Annotated in this window: 14 protein-coding genes; 5 read left to right on the forward strand and 9 right to left on the reverse strand. The window is 75.2% G+C overall.

The window, feature by feature from the left end; genetic code table 11:
- The 4 genes from GC722_RS10430 to GC722_RS10445 all read right to left on the reverse strand — a co-directional run.
- The coding region (locus GC722_RS10430; protein ID WP_156610080.1) for a uridine kinase at positions 1-493 on the reverse strand (493 nt) is incomplete at its 3' end.
- Between the two features lie 106 nt (positions 494-599).
- Entirely contained in the window at positions 600-2,273 is a 1,674-nt protein-coding gene (locus GC722_RS10435) for a phospho-sugar mutase (RefSeq protein WP_331714674.1), read from the reverse strand.
- A complete protein-coding gene (locus GC722_RS10440) occupies positions 2,270-3,070 on the reverse strand; it encodes a purine-nucleoside phosphorylase (protein WP_331714675.1) in 801 nt (266 codons plus the stop codon). The genes GC722_RS10435 and GC722_RS10440 overlap by 4 nt, the downstream gene beginning before the upstream one ends.
- A gap of 47 nt (positions 3,071-3,117) precedes the next feature.
- A complete protein-coding gene (locus GC722_RS10445) occupies positions 3,118-3,558 on the reverse strand; it encodes a hypothetical protein (RefSeq protein WP_156609985.1) in 441 nt (146 codons plus the stop codon).
- A 45-nt stretch (positions 3,559-3,603) separates the two neighbouring features.
- Here GC722_RS10445 and GC722_RS10450 point away from each other — a divergent pair, with 45 nt between their 5' ends.
- The gene (locus GC722_RS10450) at positions 3,604-5,025 is read left to right on the forward strand and encodes an NAD(P)H-quinone dehydrogenase (protein ID WP_331714676.1); all 1,422 of its coding nucleotides are present in this window, start codon (positions 3,604-3,606) and stop codon (positions 5,023-5,025) included.
- A gap of 95 nt (positions 5,026-5,120) precedes the next feature.
- Here the strand turns inward: GC722_RS10450 and GC722_RS19255 are convergent, their stop codons facing one another.
- The gene (locus GC722_RS19255; RefSeq protein ID WP_156609986.1) at positions 5,121-6,113 is read right to left on the reverse strand and encodes a peptidoglycan-binding domain-containing protein; all 993 of its coding nucleotides are present in this window, start codon (positions 6,111-6,113) and stop codon (positions 5,121-5,123) included.
- Positions 6,114-6,383: 270 nt separating this feature from the next.
- On the opposite strand from GC722_RS19255, the gene fdhD reads away from it, so the two are divergent.
- Positions 6,384-7,205 carry a formate dehydrogenase accessory sulfurtransferase FdhD gene (gene fdhD, locus GC722_RS10460; RefSeq protein ID WP_331714677.1) on the forward strand — a complete coding sequence of 274 codons (822 nt, stop codon included), beginning with the start codon at positions 6,384-6,386 and terminating at the stop codon, positions 7,203-7,205.
- A gap of 1 nt (position 7,206) precedes the next feature.
- On the opposite strand, the gene GC722_RS10465 is transcribed toward fdhD, so the two are convergent.
- On the reverse strand, positions 7,207-7,971 hold the full coding sequence (locus GC722_RS10465) for a hypothetical protein (RefSeq protein WP_331714678.1): 765 nt from the start codon (positions 7,969-7,971) through the stop codon (positions 7,207-7,209).
- Between the two features lie 157 nt (positions 7,972-8,128).
- On the reverse strand, positions 8,129-9,898 hold the full coding sequence (locus tag GC722_RS10470) for an acetyl/propionyl/methylcrotonyl-CoA carboxylase subunit alpha (RefSeq protein ID WP_331714679.1): 1,770 nt from the start codon (positions 9,896-9,898) through the stop codon (positions 8,129-8,131).
- Positions 9,899-10,061: 163 nt separating this feature from the next.
- Between GC722_RS10470 and GC722_RS10475 the strand changes: the two genes are divergently transcribed.
- Positions 10,062-12,599 (forward strand): glycosyl hydrolase, encoded by a 2,538-nt coding sequence (locus GC722_RS10475; protein WP_156609990.1) that lies wholly within the window; start codon positions 10,062-10,064, stop codon positions 12,597-12,599.
- Between the two features lie 33 nt (positions 12,600-12,632).
- Here GC722_RS10475 and GC722_RS10480 read toward each other — a convergent pair whose 3' ends face one another.
- Together GC722_RS10480 and GC722_RS10485 are read right to left on the reverse strand one after the other, a co-directional pair.
- The gene (locus GC722_RS10480) at positions 12,633-13,046 is read right to left on the reverse strand and encodes a VOC family protein (RefSeq protein WP_197429987.1); all 414 of its coding nucleotides are present in this window, start codon (positions 13,044-13,046) and stop codon (positions 12,633-12,635) included.
- Positions 13,043-13,723 carry an SDR family oxidoreductase gene (locus GC722_RS10485; protein WP_156609991.1) on the reverse strand — a complete coding sequence of 227 codons (681 nt, stop codon included), beginning with the start codon at positions 13,721-13,723 and terminating at the stop codon, positions 13,043-13,045. The genes GC722_RS10480 and GC722_RS10485 overlap by 4 nt, the downstream gene beginning before the upstream one ends.
- Positions 13,724-13,918: 195 nt before the next feature.
- On the opposite strand from GC722_RS10485, the gene GC722_RS10490 reads away from it, so the two are divergent.
- Together GC722_RS10490 and GC722_RS17755 are read left to right on the forward strand one after the other, a co-directional pair.
- Entirely contained in the window at positions 13,919-15,511 is a 1,593-nt protein-coding gene (locus tag GC722_RS10490) for a hypothetical protein (protein ID WP_156609992.1), read from the forward strand.
- A 96-nt stretch (positions 15,512-15,607) separates the two neighbouring features.
- A partial coding sequence (locus GC722_RS17755; protein WP_197429988.1) for a hypothetical protein occupies positions 15,608-16,369 on the forward strand: 762 nt, incomplete at its 3' end.

The raw sequence follows: 16,369 nt of genomic DNA on the forward strand, positions 1-16,369 counted from the left end.
GCGCGGCGCGCATCCGCAGCGGCCGGAACCCGAGCCGCAGCGCCCGGGCGCGCATCGCCGGTTCGGTGCGCCACAGCGCCAGACCGCGGCGCAGCAGGATGGCGGGCGGCTTGCGGTGCTCGCGGAGGTCGCGCACCAGCCGCAGCAGGAAGGTGAGCGTGCGGGGCCGGTCCAGCCAGACCGGGTGGACGTCCAGGCCGGCCGCCCGCGCGGGGGCGAGCACGTCGGCGGCGAACACCCCCTCGGCCACCACGCAGCCGGCGTCGGGCAGCACCAGGGTGCGCTGGGCGACGACCGCGTTGGCGGCGATGTCGTAGACGGGCAGGGTCGCAGCGCCGGTCCGGCACAGGCTGACCAGCGCCTCGACCGCCCGCTCCAGGTGCCAGGAGTCGACGTGGTCCCAGTCGACGATGCCCAGCGCGTGCGGCAGGTCGGGCTCGTCGCCGTCGCGGTAGAAGTCGTCCAGACGGACCAGCGGGCGTCCGGCGGTCAGTGCCAGCCGGGACTTGCCGCTGCCCGACGCGCCCGCCACCAGGACCAGGGGAGGCAGCGCAGTCACGGGGCGCCACTCTAGTCCGGCGCCGCCGCTGCGGCCGCCCTCAGAGCCCGAGCGCGGCGGCCATCTCCTCCCGCAGGGTGGCCAGCAGCCCCGCCGCGCGGACCCGGGCGGCCGGGACGTCCGCCGACTCGGCGGGGGACAGCCGCACCTCCAGGTAGCACTTGAGCTTCGGCTCGGTGCCGGAGGGCCGGACCACCACCTGGGTGCTGGACGTGCGCAGCAGCACCGCGTCGGTCGGCGGCAGCTGCTCGCTGCCGGCGGCCAGGTCGACCACCTCGGTCGGCTCGCCGAGCAGCTCGGCCGGTGGCGCGGCCCGCAGCGTGCTCATCGCCGTGCTGATGACGGCCAGGTCGCGGACCCGCACCGAGAGCTGGTCGGTGGCGTGCAGCCCGTGGGTCCGGGCCAGCTCCTCCAGCCGGCCCAGCAGCGTCGACCCCTCCGCGCGGAGCCGGGCCGCCAGCGCCAGCACCCGCACCAGGGCGGTGATCCCGTCCTTGTCGGCCACCGCCCGGGGGTCGCAGCAGTAGCCGAGCGCCTCCTCGTAGCCGAAGGCCAGCCCGGGCACCCGGCCGATCCACTTGAACCCGGTCAGCGTGGTGGTCGAGGGCTGCCCGGCGGCCGCGGCCAGCCGGTCGAGCAGGCTGCTGGAGACCACCGAGCGGGCGTAGACCCCGGTGACGCCGCGCTGCAGCGCGTCGTCGGCCAGCAGCGCACCCAGCTCGTCGCCGCGCAGCATCCGCCACCCGCCGGGGGCGTCGCCGCCCGCGCCGGGGACGGCCACCGCGCAGCGGTCCGCGTCGGGGTCGTTGGCCACCACCAGGTCCGCGCCCTGCTGCGCGGCCAGGGCCAGCGCCAGGTCGATCGCGCCGGGCTCCTCGGGGTTGGGGAAGTCCACGGTGGGGAAGTCGGGGTCGGGCTCGACCTGCTGGGCCACCGGGCGTCCGGGGGTGAACCCGATCCGGCCCACCACCTGGTCCACGACGGCCGCCCCCACGCCGTGCAGCGGCGTGTAGACCCAGTCGAGCTGCCGCGGCGCCTCCGGCCCGACCAGGGACGCCGCCCGCGCCACGTACGCCTGCAGCAGCGTCTCGTCGGCCACCCGGTAGCCCGAGGAGCGCGGCAGCCCGGCCAGCGGGCGCTCCGCCACCCGGGCGATCTCGGCGGCGATCTGGGTGTCGACCGGCGGCACGATCTGGGAGCCGTCGCCCAGGTAGACCTTGTAGCCGTTGTCCTGCGGCGGGTTGTGCGAGGCCGTCACCACCACCCCGGCGACGCAGCCGAGGTGGCGCAGCCCGAAGGCGACCACCGGGGTGGGGACGGGACGGTCGACGAGCACCGCGTCGAAGCCGGCCCCGGCCAGCACCTCGCAGGTGTCGCGGGCGAACACGTCGGAGTTGTAGCGGGCGTCGTGGCCGACCAGCACCGTGCCTCCGGACAGCCGCTGCTGCTGCAGCCAGGCCGCCAGCCCAGCCGCCGCCCGCGTCACCACCACCCGGTTCATCCGCGCCGGCCCCGGGCCCAGCGGGCCCCGCAGCCCGGCGGTGCCGAACTCCAGCGGTCCGGCGAAGGCCGACACCAGCTCGGCACGGGCGTCCTCGTCGCCGTCGCCGGCCCGCTCCACCAGCACGTCCAGGGCGGCGGCGGTGGCCGGGTCCGGGTCCTCGGCCCGCCAGGCGGCGACGGCGGCGGCGAGCTGGGGCGCCAGCGCGCTCACAGCACCGCCACCAGACCGGTGAGCAGCTCGGCCAGCCGCGGGCCGGCGGCGCGGCCGGCCTCGATGACCTCCTGGTGGGACAGCGGGGCGTCGGTGGTGCCGGCGGCGGCGTTGGTGACCAGCGAGATGCCGAGCACCTCCAGCCCGGCCTCCCGCGCGGCCACCGTCTCCAGGGTGGTGGACATGCCGACCAGGTCCCCGCCCAGCACGCGGGCCATCCGCACCTCGGCCGGCGTCTCGTACTGCGGCCCGGAGAACTGCACGTAGACCCCCTCGGGCAGCGACGGGTCGACGGTGCGCGCCAGCTCCCGCAGCCGGCGGGAGTAGGCCTCGGTCATGTCGATGAAGGTCGCCCCGCGCAGCGGGGTGGCCGCCGTCAGGTTGATGTGGTCGCGGATCAGCACCGGCGTGCCGGGGGGCCAGGCCGGGTCGAGCCCGCCGCAGCCGTTGGTCAGCACCACCACCGAGGCGCCGGCCGCGGCGGCCGTCCGCACCCCGTGCACCACCGCGTCCACGTCGCGGCGCTCGTAGTAGTGGTGCCGGCCGGTGAAGACCGCCGCCACCTTGCCGGCCGGGGTGCGCACCAGCCGCAGCTGCCCGCCGTGGCCGGCGACCGTGGGGGCGCTGAAACCGGGCAGGTCGGCCAGCTCGACGGTGTGCAGCGGCTCACCGAGCCGGTCGGCGGCCGCCGACCAGCCGGAGCCGAGCACCAGGGCCAGGTCGAGGCCGGGCAGCCCGGCTCCGTCGAGCAGGGTGCGGGCGGCGGAGGCGGCGAGGGCCTGAGGGTCTTCACTCACGCGCGCATCCTCTCACCCGCACCGCTCGCGGACCCGGACGGGCGCGCTCAGTCGCGGTCGCGGTCGGCCAGCGACCAGACGGTGGTGCGCTGGCGCCGGGCGCCGTCGCGGACGATCCACAGCACCCACGCGCCGACGCCCAGCCAGACCAGCAGCTGGGCACCCGTCGGGGTGAGCACCGGAGCCGCGACCCCGGTCAGCACCAGCAGCCAGGCCACCACGCCGAGGCCGGCCAGCACCGCCCCCACCACGAAGCAGCGGGGCAGCGGCCGGGCCGCCAGCAGCCGCCGCTCGGCGGCCACCCGCGCCACCATCAGCACCACGGCCAGGGTCAGCGGCCACGACGACAGGTCCAGCAGCCACTGCTCGGTCGGCGTGCGCTGGGGCAGCCCGCGCACGATCATCACGCAGCCGGCCACGGCCAGCAGCACCGCCAGCGCCCCCACGGCCAGGGTGGCCGCGTCCGGGCGACGTGACGGAGAGGACATGGCCGGCAGTGTAGGGCGCGGGGGCCACCGTGGAAGAATGGGCGGGTGACTCGTGTGGTGATCATCGGAGGCGGACCCGGCGGGTACGAGGCGGCCCTGGTGGCCAGCCAGCTGGGGGGCGAGGTCACCCTGGTCGAGGAGAACGGCGTCGGCGGCGCAGCGGTGCTCACCGACTGCGTCCCCTCCAAGACGCTGATCGCCACCGCCGAGGTGATGACCAGCATCCTCGGCTCGGAGCAGCTCGGGCTGACGGTCACCGGCGCCGCGGGGGAGGGCCGTCCCAGCCTGCGGGCGACGGTCTCGGTCGACCTGCAGGCGGTCAACCAGCGGGTGCTCGACCTGGCGGGCAAGCAGTCCCGCGACATCACCGAGCGGCTGGGTCGTGAGGGTGTCCGGGTGGTCAACGGCCGCGGACGGCTGGACGGCGCCCACCGCGTGGTCGCCGACACCGACGAGGGCGAGCACGTCTTCGACGCCGACTTCGTGCTGCTCGCCACCGGCACCCGGCCGCGCCAGCTCCCCGACGGCCGCCCCGACGGCGAGCGGATCCTGACCTGGCAGCAGCTGTACACCCTCGACGACCTGCCCGAGCGGCTGGTCGTCGTCGGCTCCGGGGTGACGGGCGCCGAGTTCGCCAGCGCCTACGACGCGCTGGGCGTGGACGTGGTGCTGGTCAGCTCCCGCGACCAGGTGCTGCCCGGTGAGGACCCCGACGCCGCCCGCGTGCTGCAGGAGGTGATGGAGCGCCGCGGGGTGGGCATCATGGCCCGGTCCCGCGCGGCCTCCGCCCGCCGCGTCGGCGACGGCGTCGAGGTCACCCTGACCGACGGCCGCACCGTCAGCGGCTCGCACTGCCTGATGGCGGTCGGGTCCATCCCCAACACCGCCGGCATCGGCCTGGAGGAGGCCGGGATCGCCCTCACCCCGTCCGGCCACATCCGGGTGGACAAGGTGTCGCGGACGTCCGCGCGCGGGGTCTACGCCGCCGGCGACTGCACCGGCGTGCTGCCGCTGGCCTCGGTGGCCGCCATGCAGGGACGGATCGCGATGTGGCACGCGCTGGGCGACGCCGTCGCCCCGCTGGACCTGAACCGGGTGTCGGCGAACGTGTTCACCTCGCCCGAGATCGCCACCGTCGGCGTCAGCCAGGCCGACGTGTCGGAGGGCCGGGTGCCGGCCAACACGGTCAACCTGCCGCTGCGGGGGAACGCCCGGGCCAAGATGCAGGGCATCGAGGACGGCTTCGTCAAGATCTTCTCGCTGCCCCGCACCGGCATCATCGTCGGCGGCGTGGTCGTCGCTCCCTCGGCCAGCGAGCTCATCCACCCGCTCTCGCTGGCGGTCGCCGAGCAGATCACCGTGGACGAGTTCGCCGGCGACTTCACCGTCTACCCCTCGCTCTCGGGGTCGCTGGCGGAGGCGGCCCGGCGGCTGCACCGCCACTCCATCACCACTCTCGGCGACTGACCGGCCACCGGCGCCGCCCGCACCGGCGGGCCACCGGCGGCGGCTGACCGGGACCCCAGACCCCGGTCAACCGCCGTCCCCCGTCCCGGCTCGCCTCAGCGGGGCGCGTGCGCGGCGAGCAGCGCCCGCCAGGTGGCCGTGTTGGCGTTCCCGCTCTGGGTCAGCCCGTTCTTCTTCTGCAGCGCCTTCACCGCGTTGCGGGTCGCGGTGTCCCAGCTGCCGGTGGTGGGCACCTTGAGCGCCTTCTGCACCGCCCGCACCGGAGCCCCGGTGGCGGCCCCGGCCTTCATGTACATCCCCGCGTAGGGCACCAGCGCCTTGTAGGCCGCCGAGGCCGAGGACGGCGCGGTCAGCCGGGTGGAGCGCGGGCAGGGCGTGCTGCGCGGCGAGTCGTCGTAGGGGGCCCAGTTCAGCCCGGCGTAGGCGCACGACCCGTAGCGGGGCGCGGCCACCTTCCTGGTCCAGAAGGAGGTGCTGCCCATGGCACCCTCCCAGGACAGCGAGATGTGGACGTGGTCGCGGTGGCAGGTGGTGTCGTAGCTGCGTGAGCTCAGGTCGGCGCAGCCGTTGTACTCCCGCCAGCCGTCGGAGGAGCGGTAGCTGGCCCAGATCTTGTTGTCGTAGATGATGTACATGACGCCGAGCCGGCGGGCGTTGGCGTAGCGGTTGCCGGCGCGGTCGGTGGCCAGCAGCCACGAGACGAGCGCCTTGGCGTCCGCCTTCTGGGTGCTGCTGCGCACCGACAGCATGGCGTCCACCGCCCGGCCGTCGGAGTGCTCGGTCGTCGAGCCGTCGCACGCCCGGCTGGTCCCCGTGGTCAGGCCCGGGTAGGTGGCGCGCAGCAGGCCCGCCAGCTTGGTGGTGCCCGGTCGCGTGCCGGGGGTGCAGGAGTTGTTGGGGACGTAGGCGGCGAGGGCCTCGATGCCCTTGGGCAGCCCCGAGGGGACGGCCGGGGTGCGACCGGCCGCCTCGGCCGGCAGCACCGACGTGGGCAGGGCCAGCAGGCACGGGGCGACGAGCAGGCACAGGGCCAGCAGCAGGGCCGGCACGTGGGAGAGCGGGGCGTTCTCGGGCAGGGTGGGGCGCACGGAGGACCTTCCGGGTCACATGGTTCTGCTCCAGTGCCGACGGGCGACGCCTCGCCGGGCCACCGGACGCGAGCGCCCGATCCCCCTCCTGGTGCTCGAACAGTCTGAACGGGAGCCCAGCGCAGGACAAGTCCTCTCAGGTCACGAATCGGACACGCTTCGCCGACGCGCCGGGCAGGTGTTTGACGAAGCCCGCACCCGGGCAGCCCGGCCGACGTCGGGGCGGGCGCGTGGCACGATGGGTACCCGGCCCTGGGAGGAGTGCAGCAGGTGCGTGCCACCACACGTCGGCGGGTCCGCCGGCTCAGCCTGGACGGCGTCGAGCGCACCGGCCCCGACACGCTGGCCGGCGAGCAGCCGCTGGAGATCGCGCTGTCCGGTGAGCCGTGGGTGGTCTCGATGCGGACCCCCGGCCACGACTTCGACCTGGTCCTCGGGCTGCTGCACGCCGAGGGGATCATCGTCGACGCCGCCGAGGTGGCCACCATGAGCTACCGCGGCGGGGTGGACCCCGACGGCAGCCGCAGCTTCAACCACCTCGACGTCCGGCTGGCGCCGGGTGTCGTCCGCCCCGCCAGCACCGACCGGGCCGTCTACACCTCCAGCTCGTGCGGGGCCTGCGGCACGGCCTCGATCGAGGCGGTGACGAAGCTCTCGCGCTTCGACGTGGCGGCCGACCGCACGGCGGTGCCGCTGACGGAGGTGCTGTCCTGGCCCGACCGGCTGCGGGAGCGGCAGGAGATGTTCGACCGCACCGGCGGGGTGCACGCGGCGGCGCTGGTCGAGGCCGGTGGTGGGGTGGTGTGCGTCCGCGAGGACGTCGGCCGGCACAACGCCGTGGACAAGATCGTCGGCTGGGCCCTGCGCGAGGGCCGGCTGCCGCTGCGCGGCCACGCCCTGCAGCTGTCGGGACGGATCTCCTTCGAGCTGGTGCAGAAGGCGCACCTGGCCGGGATCCCGCTGGTCTCGGCGGTGTCGGCGCCGTCCTCGCTGGCCGTGGAGACCGCCGACGAGGCCGGCATCACGCTCGTCGGCTTCAACCGGGGGCGGGGCTGCAACGTCTACACCCACCCCGACCGGGTGCTGACCTGAGTCAGTCGAACATTCCGCCGAACATGTCGCCGAGGCCCTCACCCATGTTCTCGAAGCCGTCGCCGATGCCCTCGAACATGTCGCCCATGCCCTCGCCCATCCCGGCCATGCCGGCGCCGATGCCGCCGAAGATGTTCCCGCCGCCGCCGAAGAGCAGCGAGCCGATCAGCACGCCGGAGAGCATGTCGCTGCCGCGCCAGGAGCTGTAGTAGCCCTGCGCCCAGGGGGAGTACGCCGGGCCGCCCTCCCAGTAGGGGACCCGCTGCGCGCCGCGCTGGACGGTGCGGATGTAGGGGTCGGCGCCGGCGAGGACCCGCTCGGCGTCGGCCGCGCAGGCCGGGATCTCGCGCTCCGCGCCACCGGCCGGGGCCCACATCACGTTCTGGGTGGAGGGGCCGTGGGCGGGGTTGAAGAAGCACGGCGGACGCTTCTGCGGCAGCGGCTGCCCGGCCAGCCGGGCCTTCACGCAGGCGATCGCGTAGCGGCCGTCCTCGAGGATCTCGGTGACGTGGCGGATCTCGTCGGGCCGGGTGACCGCGTCCAGGGACTGCTTGGCGTTGTCGTAGGCGTCGAGGGCGCGGGAGTAGTCCTGCTGCATCATCTCGTCGAGCGCGTGCCCGGCCACGTCGGCGTCCAGGCGCTGCAGCTCCTCGCCGAACTTGGTGACGTCCTCGTCGGCGGCGCGCTTGGAGACCGACAGCTGGTTCTCCAGCTCGGCCCGCGCAGCCCGCTCCTTCTGCCGGGCGGAGTGACGGGCGGCGAACACCCCACCACTCAGCAAGGCGCCCATGACAAGCAGAAGCACGACGAGTTCCATGCTTCCATACTCCCCGACCGCACCAGTGGTCCCGACCGCAGGGGCCCTTTCTTAGAGGTTTCTTGGGCCGGTGTGGCCGGGCTCTCGGGCTCGCGGCGTAGTGGCCTCAGCCGGCGTCGCGGATCTCGCAGACGACCGCACCGTTGGAGACGGTGGCCCCCACCTCGGCCTGCAGACCGTGCACCACGCCCGGCCGGTGGGCCAGCAGCGGCTGCTCCATCTTCATCGCCTCCAGCACCACGACGGTGTCGCCCTCGGCCACGGTGTCGCCCTCGGCCACGGCCACCTTGACGATGGTGCCCTGCATCGGGGCGGTCAGCGCCTCGGTGGGGGCGGCCGAGGCCGCGGTCGAGCGGGAGCGGGTGCGGGCGGGCCTGCCGGCCTTCGGCGCGGCCGGGGCGGCGGCGGCCCCCAGCCCGGCGGGGACCTTCACCTCGACCCGCTTGCCGTTGACCTCCAGCACGACCGTGGAGGTCTCGGAGGGCTCGGGGGCCTCGCCCGGGGTGCCCGACCACGGCTCGATGGCACCGTCGAACTCGGTCTCGATCCAGCGGGTGTGCACCGCGAAGCCGCCGTCGGCGGCCGTGAACGCCGGGTCGCGCAGCACGGCGCGGTGGAAGGGGAGCACCGTGGGCATGCCCTCGCAGCGCATCTCGGCCAGCGCCCGGCGGGCCCGGGCCAGCGCCTGCGGCCGGTCGGCACCGGTGACGACGACCTTGGCCACCAGCGAGTCGAAGCTGCCCGGGACGGTGGCCCCGGTCAGGTAGCCCTCGTCGACGCGGACACCCGGACCCGACGGCGGCAGCCACTCGGTGAGGGTGCCGGGGGCGGGCATGAAGCCGCGGCCGGCGTCCTCGGCGTTGATGCGGAACTCGATGGAGTGCCCGCGGACCTCGGGGTCGTCGTAGCCGAGGGGTTCGCCGTCGGCGACGCGGAACTGCTCGCGCACCAGGTCCAGCCCGGTGACCTCCTCCGAGACCGGGTGCTCGACCTGGAGGCGGGTGTTCACCTCGAGGAAGGAGATGGTGCCGTCGGTGCCGACCAGGAACTCGCAGGTGCCCGCCCCGACGTAGCCGGCCTCGCGCAGGATCGCCTTGGAGGCGGTGTAGAGGCGCTCGACCTGCTCCTCGCTGAGGAAGGGGGCCGGGGCCTCCTCGACCAGCTTCTGGTGGCGGCGCTGCAGCGAGCAGTCGCGGGTGGAGACGACCACCACGTTGCCGTGGCTGTCGGCCAGGCACTGGGTCTCGACGTGACGGGGCTTGTCGAGGTAGCGCTCCACGAAGCACTCGCCGCGGCCGAAGGCGGTGACCGCCTCGCGGGTGGCGGACTCGAAGAGGTCGGCCACCTCCTCGCGGCGTCGCGCCACCTTGAGCCCGCGGCCGCCGCCGCCGAAGGCGGCCTTGATGGCGATCGGCAGCCCGTGGGTGTCGACGAAGGCCAGCACCTCCTCGGCGTCGGCCACCGGGGCCGGGGTGCCGGCCACCAGCGGCGCGCCGACCTTCTGCGCGATGTGGCGGGCCTGCACCTTGTCGCCGAGGGCGTCGATGGCGCTGGGCGGCGGGCCGATCCAGACCAGCCCAGCCTCGATCACCGCGCGGGCGAAGGAGGCGTTCTCGGCCAGGAAGCCGTAGCCGGGGTGGACGGCGTCCGCGCCGCTGCGGCGGGCGACGTCGAGCAGCTTGGCGATGTCGAGGTAGGTCTCAGCGGGGGTCGCCCCGTCCAGGGCGTACGCCTCGTCGGCCAGCCGCACGTGCAGCGCGTCGCGGTCGGCGTCGGCGTAGACCGCCACGCTGCCCAGACCCGCGTCGGCCGCGGCGCGGACGATGCGGACGGCGATCTCACCCCGGTTGGCGACGAGCACCTTGCTGATCGGCACCTGCGACTCCTCACACCTCGACTGGGCCGTTCCCGGGCCCGGACCACCGGGCAGTCTAGACCGCACGAGCCGGCCGGGCCGACGCGCCACCGCCCCCGCCGCGACTTGAGACGTTTCAGCCCCGCCGGCCACGGCGGCTGCCCGGTGCCGTAGTTTCCCTGCGGTGGACATCGACGTGCTGCGCAGCGGGTTCCGATCACCCTCCCCGGAGGCCCGGCCGATGATGCGGTGGTGGTGGTTCGGGCCGTCGGTCGAGGAGGCCGAGCTCGACCGCCAGCTCACCGCGATGGCCGAGGCCGGTCTCGGCGGGGCCGAGGTCGCCTTCGTCTACCCGCTGGTCGAGGCCGCCACCCGCTTCGGCTCCCCCGAGCTGCTCAGCCGGGTGCGGTTCGCCGCCGAGCGGGCCCGCGAGCTGGGGCTTCGTCTGGACGTGACGCTGGGCAGCGGCTGGTCCTACGGCGGGCCGCACGTCACCGAGGCCACCGCCGCCCGCCGGCTGGACTGGGAGCGGCGCGAGATCGGCGGCGGCGCGCTCGAGCTGCCCGCCACGGCCGGCTGGCCCGGTGAGGAGCTGGTGGCCGCCTTCGTCGGCCACGGGACGGCCCTGGAGACCCCGGCCGAGGTGGAGCCGCTGGACGTGTCCGACGGCGTGGTGCGGGTGCCGGCCGGCGGTCAGCCCCGCGTGCTGCTGCTGGCCTGGTCGCGGCTGACCGGGCAGCAGGTGAAGCGGGCCGCCGCGGGCGCCGAGGGGCCGGTGCTGGACCACTACTCGGCGCAGGCGACCGAGGAGCACCTGCGCGCGGTGGCCGAGCCGCTGCTGGCGGCCGTCCCGGCCGAGCTGCTCGGCTCGGTGTTCTGCGACAGCCTCGAGGTGTACGGGGCGGACTGGACGCCGCAGCTGCTGCCCGAGTTCGAGCGTCGCCGCGGGTACGACCTGCGGCCCCGGCTGTACGAGCTGGTCGTGCCCACCGGGGGGACCGAGCAGCTGCGCGCCGACCTGCTCCGCACCCTCTCTGAGCTGTACGAGGAGAACTTCGTCGCGGTGGTGGCGCGGTGGGCCGACGAGCACGGCGTGCCGTTCCGCATCCAGAGCTACGGCGTGCCGCCGGCCACGCTCAGCAGCTACGGGCGGGCCCACCAGCACGAGGGGGAGGGGTGGGGCTGGAGGCGGGTGCCGCAGACGCGGTGGGCGTCCTCGGCCGCCCACCTGCACGGCCGGGCGGTCACCTCGGCGGAGGCCTGGACGTGGGTGCACTCGCCGTCCTTCCGGGCCACCCCGCTGGACCTCAAGGGCGAGGCCCACGAGCACCTGCTCAACGGCGTCAACCACCTGATCGGTCACGGCTGGCCGTACTCGCCGGCCGACGCCCCCGGGCTGGGCTGGTTCTTCTACGCCGCCGGAGCCCTCGACGACCGCAACCCGTGGTGGGCCGCCGCGCCGGACCTGAACCGCTACCTGCAGCGGCTCTGCTGGCTGATGCGCCAGGGCGAGCCGGTGCGCGACGTGCTGGTCTACGTCCCGGCCACCGACGTGGCCGCCACCATGGGGCCCGGCAGCGGCGGCGAGCTCGACCTGTGGCGCTCCACGTCCGCCTGGCTGGGTGACGGCCTGACCGGACTGCTCCGCAGCACCGGCCGGGACTACGACCTGTTCGACGACGACGCCGTCGAGCTGCTGGACCCGGCCCGGGTGCCGGTGGTGGTGCTGCCCCGCACCCGCCGGGTGCCCGCCGGCACCGCCCGGTGGCTGCAGCGGGTGGTGGCCGCCGGCGGACGGGTGCTGACGCTGGGCGGCGACGCGGCCCTGGGCGACGGGCACGCCGCGTCGCTGTCCGAGCTCGAGCCGCTGCTGGACGAGGCGGCCCCGCCGCGGCTGGTGCTCGGCGGAAGCCGCGAGGACGTCGTGGTCAGCAGCCGTCACGTCGACGGCGCCGAGGTGCACCTGGTCGTGAACACCGGCGCCCACGTCCGCGAGCCCGCGCTGAGGCTGGCCTCGGGCCGTCGCGCCACCGAGGTGTGGGACGCGGCCACCGGCGAGGTGGTCGGCGCCGCGGGGGGCGACGCGGTGGAGCTGGTGCTGCAGCCGTACCAGGCGCTGGTCGTGGTGGGCCACGACGGCTCCCCGGCACCGGCTGCGGACGCGCCGGCGGAGTCGTCGCGACGTCGGCTCGGCGGCTGGACGGTGGCCTTCGGCGACGAGCCCGAGCAGCCGGTCGAGCTGCCGCACCGCTGGGAGGACGAGCCGGGACGGGCGGACTTCTCCGGCCGGGCGACCTACCGCACCGAGCTGGTGGTGGACGAGGAGGAGCTGTCCACGGGCCGCCTGCTGCTGGACCTCGGCGGCTGCTCTGCGCGCGAGCACGACCCGGACGCGGCCTCCCACTCCTACCGCGCCGACGTGACCACCCCGGTCGGCGAGGTGGCCGAGGTGTGGGTCGGCGAGCACCGGGCGGCGGTGCTGTGGGCGCCGCCCTACCGCGTCGACGTCACCGGGCTGGTCCGTCCCGGGGCCAACGAGCTGCGGCTGGTGGTGGCCAACACCGCCGCGAACGCGCTGACCACCGAGCCCGCGATCGAGGAGCTGGTGCGGAGCAGCCGGGTCCGCTACGGCCACCGCTTCGCCATGCAGGAGCTGGAGCGCGCCGGCGTCGGGCTGGCCTCCGGGCTGCTCGCGGTCCCGGAGGTCGTGGTCGGGGGCTGACCGGACGGCCACCGCCCGCCAGCGCGCGGGCGGTCAGGTCTGCACGGCGGGCTGGCAGACGACCTCGACCTCGAAACCCTCCGAGCTCTCCAGGTAGAGGGCGCAGTGCTGCTCGCCGCCGGCGTGCGGGTAGTGGTCGGCGAAGAGCTCGTGCCAGCCGTGGGCCGAGGACTCGGCGCGGATGCGGTCGAGCAGGTGGCGGTCGTCGGTCAGCACGGCCAGGTGGTTGACCCCCGGGCGCCGTCGCTCGTGCGGGACGTCCAGCTGGTCGGGGGAGTGCTCGAGGTAGAGGTAGGTGCCGTCGGGGTGGGTCAGCACCTGGCCGTCGTGCTCCCAGTCCAGCAGCCCCAGCAGCCAGCCCCACTCCGCCTCGGCCCGCGGCAGGTCCTGCACCCACACGTCGAGGTGGTGCAGCGCCCGCAGCGCTGCCGGCTCGCCGCCGCTCACCCGGCCGGCCGGATGCTGAGCGACTCCACCACGGCGTCGGGTGGGGTGCGCACGGCCATCGCCACCGCGGCCGCCACCGACTCCGGGCGCATGTGCTCGCCGGGGTCGTACTCGCGGCCGTGGCCGGTCTGCAGCCGCCGCTGCATGTCGGTGTCGACCCGGCCCGGGTGGACGGAGACCACCCGCACCCGACCCCGCTCCTCCTCGCGCAGCGTGTCGGCGAGGGCCCGCAGCGCGAACTTCGAGGCCGAGTACAGGCCGCCGCCGGGCGTGGTGAAGAAGCCCGAGCCGGAGTTGATCATCACCACCTGACCGGAGCGGCGCCGCAGCCCCGGCAGCAGCAGCCGGGTGAGGTCCGCGACCGCCACCAGGTTCAGCTCCAGCACCTGCCGCCAGCGCTCGCGGGTCAGCTCCTCGACGCGTCCGGACGCCTCCACGCCGGCGCTGTGGACCAGCACGTCCACGTCGCCGACCGCCTCGGCCGCCCGGGCCGTCGCCTCCTCGTCGGCGAGGTCGACCACGAAGGGCCGGGCGTGGGGGAGCGTGCCGCAGACCTCCTCCAGCTGCTCCGGGTCGCGGCCGCCGAGCAGCAGGTCGTGGTCGTCGGCGAGCTCGCGGGCCACCGCCAGACCGATCCCGCGCGAGCCCCCCGTCACCAGTGCCACAGGTCGATGCATGCCCGCCACGCTAGTCCACGCCCCACCGCCGGACGGCGGCGGGCGAAACCGGGTGGCGGGGTCGCGAAAAGGAAGCCGGAATTTCTGGCGGACCCGGGCTATTCCCAAGCGGCGATTCCCGACCTATCGTCGTTGATCATGTCCGCGCCGTGGAGCACCCAGAGGCGAGAGGGACGAACCCCCCTCGCGGTGCTCGTGCGCGGACTCCTCGCCGTGGTGGGTCTGGTCACCCTGGCCTTCCTGTGGTCCGGGCAGAGCGCCGTCGCCGAGGACAGGGCCGACGAGCCCGCCGGTGTGCTGGACGGCGTCGGCCAGCTCGCCGGGGGCGCCACCCGCGAGGTCAGCGGCACGGTGAAGAAGACCACCGACGGCGTGAGCTCGGTCGTGGAGAAGGTGGCCCGGGGGCCCCGCTCCGACGCGGCCCCCGAGCGTCCCCAGAAGAGTTCGCCGGCCAAGCCGAAGCCTGAGCCGTCCGAGCCGCAGCAGGACCGGCCGGGGAAGACGCCGAGCCAGGCAGGGCCGGACCAGGGCCGCCAGCCCGACGCGAGCCGTCCCCCCGAGGAGCGTCCCGCCGAGCCCGCTCCGGCCCAGCCGCAGCACCAGGACGAGCGCGGTCACGGGGACGCCGGCCCCGGTCGCGAGGACCCCGGACCTGAGCAGGACCGGGACGAGGGCCGTCAGGACGGGCCGCAGAAGTCCCAGCCCGGGAAGTCCCAGCCGGAGAAGCCCCAGCCCGAGAAGTCCCCGTCCGAGAAGCCCGAGAAGGGGCACGCCGGCGAGAAGCACGGGAAGGGGCACCAGGGCGCGCCTGACGAGGGGGGATCGCACCCGGTCGATGACGAGCCGGGCGACCGTGGGACCGGCCACCCGGTTCCGGAGGGTCCGCAGGGCGGCCTCGTGGGTGGTGTCCTCGACGTGGTCGAGGACACCACGGGATCCGTGCTGGACGGTGTGTCCGACGAGGTGCTCGAGCCCGTCCTCGGCGGGCTCCCAGGTCCGGTGGGCGGCGTGACGGGTGCCGTCCAGGACGGTGTCGTCGACCCGGTGCTCTCCGGTGCGGACGGGACGGTCGGCGGTGTCGTCGGCGTGGTCCGGCCCGTGGCCGGCACCGTGGACGGTGTCGTCGCCCCGGTCGCCGAGGACGTCCTGCCGCCGGTGCTGACGCCGGTCCTCCCGGGTCCCGGCGGTGTCCTGCCCCCGCTGCCGCCCGGCCACGAGGTCCCGCTGCCCGGCCAGGTCCCGCTCCCCGGCGAGGGCTCGGTGCCCGGGCCGGCCCCCGTCCTGACGCCCGGCGTGCCGGGTGCCGTCGCAGGCCCGGGCACGGCGCCTGCCGTCCCGCTGCCGCCCTCCCCGAGCCCAGCCGGTGCCGAGGGGTCGCAGGGCGACGACGGCGGGTCCGGGAACGACCGGGCGTCCGGGAACGCGCGCGCGACGACCCTTTCCGAGCCTGGCTGCCTGCCCTCGGTTCCGGTGGGCACCCCGGGCGACGCCTCCCACACCACCGGTCCGGCCGCTGCCGTGGCACCGGTGGGCGGCACGAGCTCGCACGTGGCCACGACGACCGGCACCCCGGCGCCCGGCGACCACAGCCCGTCCCCGCTGCCGGGTGCGGCGGGCAGCGGGGCCACCTCCGCGCTGGGTTCTGCCGGCGGCGGCGGTGCCGACATCCCGCCCGCCCAGCTGACGTCCGCGCTGCGGGTCCTCGGCGCCGAGGAGGCCGCCTCGTCGGCCGCCGACGACGTCCAGCCCCGCGTTCTCGTGGAGCTTCCCACGCATTCCCCTGACTGAGGCCGCTGCTCCGCCTCAGTCATTTTTTTCTGGCACAGGACGCTATTTCTGCGCGTGCCCGAAAAATCCCTCGTAATTCACAAGGAGCAGTGGGTCATGTCCAGATGGAAGGTCAGGATCGTAGGAGGGGCGGCCTGCGGGTTGGGTCTGCTCGCCCTGGGTGTCGGCTCCGCGTGGGCCGATCCCGGGGAGGTCGACGGCGACGCCAGCAGCTCGCTGGTCTCGGTCGACGTAGGTGCCTCGGCCGAGGTCGAGGAGGAGAGCGGCGCGCTGGTGGAGGTGGAGGTCGACCTCGGCGACGCGGTCGACGCCGACGTGGAGGTGGTCAGCCGGGAGCCGGAGCCGGCGGCCGAGGTGGAGAGCGACGTCGAGGTGGTCGCCGAGGAGCCGGAACCGGTGGTCGAGGTTGAGGCGGACGTCGAGGTCGGCGAGGAGCCGTCGAAGCCGGTGGAGGTGGACGCCGCGGTCGAGGTGGTGGAGACCGAGGACACCGAGCCGGTGGTCGAGGCCGACGTGTCGGTCGACACCGGGAAGGAGCCGGCGAGCGCCGGTGAGGACGACGCCCCGGCGCTGGACGCCGACGCGGACGTCGAGGTGGTGGACACCGGGGACGAGGAGTCGGTCGTCGACGTGGACGCCGACGTGACGCTGGACGACGAGGGTCTGGAGGCCTGCCTGGATGAGGCGGTCCTGGGCTCGGCCGGGTGCGGGGGAGACGCATCCGACGTCGTCGAGCAGGAGCCCGCTGCACCCACCGCGCCGTCAAGCGGCACCGACGTCGACGCCGACGTCGAGGTCGTGGAGACCGGGAACGGGAGCTCGCTGGTGGACGCCGATGTGGAGGCGGGTCTGGACGAG

The sequence above is a fragment of the Auraticoccus cholistanensis genome, assembly GCF_009742705.1.
GTDB lineage: Bacteria > Actinomycetota > Actinomycetes > Propionibacteriales > Propionibacteriaceae > Auraticoccus > Auraticoccus cholistanensis.

Bases quoted from the DNA above. Each gene is read 5' to 3' on its own strand.
- GC722_RS10485 (WP_156609991.1), bottom strand. From the start codon at position 13,723: ATGCATCGACCTGTGGCACTGGTGACGGGGGGCTCGCGCGGGATCGGT.
- GC722_RS10445 (WP_156609985.1), bottom strand. From the start codon at position 3,558: ATGTCCTCTCCGTCACGTCGCCCGGACGCGGCCACCCTGGCCGTGGGG.